The organism is Flavobacterium sp. W22_SRS_FK3, assembly GCF_052113665.1.
Taxonomy (GTDB): domain Bacteria; phylum Bacteroidota; class Bacteroidia; order Flavobacteriales; family Flavobacteriaceae; genus Flavobacterium.
The window spans coordinates 1-2174 of the sequence record NZ_JBGQOF010000056.1; the positions used below are offsets into that span (position 1 = coordinate 1).

The following is a 2174-nucleotide window of genomic DNA, read 5'->3' on the forward strand; positions in this document are numbered from 1 at the left end:
TTATCCAGTAAAGAATATGTAGCACCCCGTAATGAAACCGAAGCGCAGTTAGCTGCAATCTGGCAGGAATTATTAGGGATTGATAAAGTTGGAATCCATGATAACTTTTTTGAATTAGGTGGTCACAGTTTGTTGGCCACGCGTTTAGTTTCCATGATTCGCAAGGAGTGGTCTGTAGAAATTGAAATTGCCGATGTTTTCACATATACAACGATCTCAGAATTATTGGTTTGTATATCAGAACAATCCAAAGGCATTTTATTACCAACAATTGTTTTAGAAGATCGTCCTGCTCGTATTCCTTTATCATTTAGTCAGGAACGACTATGGTTTTTGGATGAATTGCAAGGCAGTACAGAATACCACATACCTATTGTCCTTCATTTAGAGGGAGCAATAGATGTATCAATATTAGAGCAAACTCTAAAAGGTATTGTTTCTCGTCATGAGGTTTTACGTAGTTTGCTGCTTTCAGAAGAAGGGATAAGTTATCAAGAGGTAATTAGTTCAGAAAATTGGAACATGAAATATTTAAACATAGCTGATGAAACAAAATTGAATAGTATTCTAGAGCAATATCTTTTACTTCCATTTGATTTGTCAAAGGATTATAAGTTACGATCCTGTTTATATAGTTTAGGAAATAATCATTATGTATTGGCAAGTGTGTTCCATCATATAGCTAGCGACGGTTGGTCACGAGGAATTTTGATTAATGAATTTATGGAGTTGTATAACTCCTTCCAATTAAACAGAACTCCTAATTTACCAGAACTTAATCTACAATACGCTGATTATGCTGTATGGCAGCGTAAGTACTTAGAAGGTAGTGTTTTAGAGAGCCAATTGTTGTATTGGGAAGAAAAATTGCAAGGCGTAAATACTTTGTCTTTACCTACTGATTATGCTCGTCCTTTACAACATAATAATTCAGGTGCAACTATTTCTTTTAAGCTAGATGAGGATTTAAGTTCCTCTCTACGATCTATGTGCCAAGAAGAAAGTGTAACACTTTTTATGTTATTATTATCTGTTTTTAAGGTTTTGTTGTATCGCTATACTGGACAAGAAGATATTTGTGTAGGAAGTCCTATTGCAAATCGCACCCAATCGGAATTAGAAGGAATAATTGGCTTTTTTGTCAATACTTTAGCGCTCCGTAACGATTTGAGCAATGATCCAAGTTTTAGAGATCTATTGGCAAGGGTAAAGCAGACAACCTTGGAGGGGTATAATCATCAATTGGCACCTTTTGAAAAAGTTGTAGATCGTGTGGTTACTACTCGAGATTTAAATATGAAACCTTTGTTTCAGGTCATGTTTGTATTACAGAATGCTCCTGAAACCAATAAAGAATTGGAATTAGAGAATATTAAGATTTCAGATTATGATTTTGATAGAGTAACTTCTCAATTTGATTTAATAATGGATGTGTCTGATTTAAAGGGAGTTATTTGTGTTAATTTGGAATATAGTACAGCTTTATTTGATCAATCTACTATCAACCGAATTCAAGAACATTATCAAGAACTATTGAAGAGTATTTTGAGTGATAGTACTCAATCCATAAGCAATTTATCAATGCTTACTAAACAAGAAGAACATCAGTTAGTAGATGTTTTTAATGATAATGATGTTGTATATCCAAGAGATAAAACATTAATAGATTTATTTGAAGCACAGGTTAAAAGAACTCCGGATGCTATAGCGGTAGTATGTGAAGGAAAATCAATAAGTTATAAAGAATTGAACGAACGCTCGAATCAATTGGGACGCTATTTAAAGAAACAGAATATTGTATCCAGTAATCTAATAGCAATCTGTTTAGAACGTAGTGTTGAGATGTTTATCGGTATTCTGGGAATATTAAAATCAGGAAGAGCCTATCTGCCAATCGATATAGAATCCCCAACGGGGCGTATAGATTATATGCTCAATGACACAGGTATTGACTTGGTATTGAGTAGTTCATCAAGTTCCATAGTCATTAAGGAACGAGAAAATGTATCACTACTTTCTTTGGACAGTGATTGGGATTTAATATCTGGCTATTCCAATAAGAAACTAAGTAATATTTCCTCTCCAGATAACCTGGCCTATGTTATGTACACTTCAGGAACGACTGGAAATCCAAAAGGGGTGATGGTTACACATGGTAACATTGTTAGTTTATG

The 2174-nt window shown here is 34.2% G+C and carries 1 protein-coding gene; it reads left to right on the forward strand.

The window, feature by feature from the left end; all coding sequences use genetic code 11:
• Positions 1-2174 (forward strand): condensation domain-containing protein (locus tag ACEN2I_RS19865; RefSeq protein ID WP_441767814.1); only part of this gene is annotated, 2174 nt, incomplete at both ends.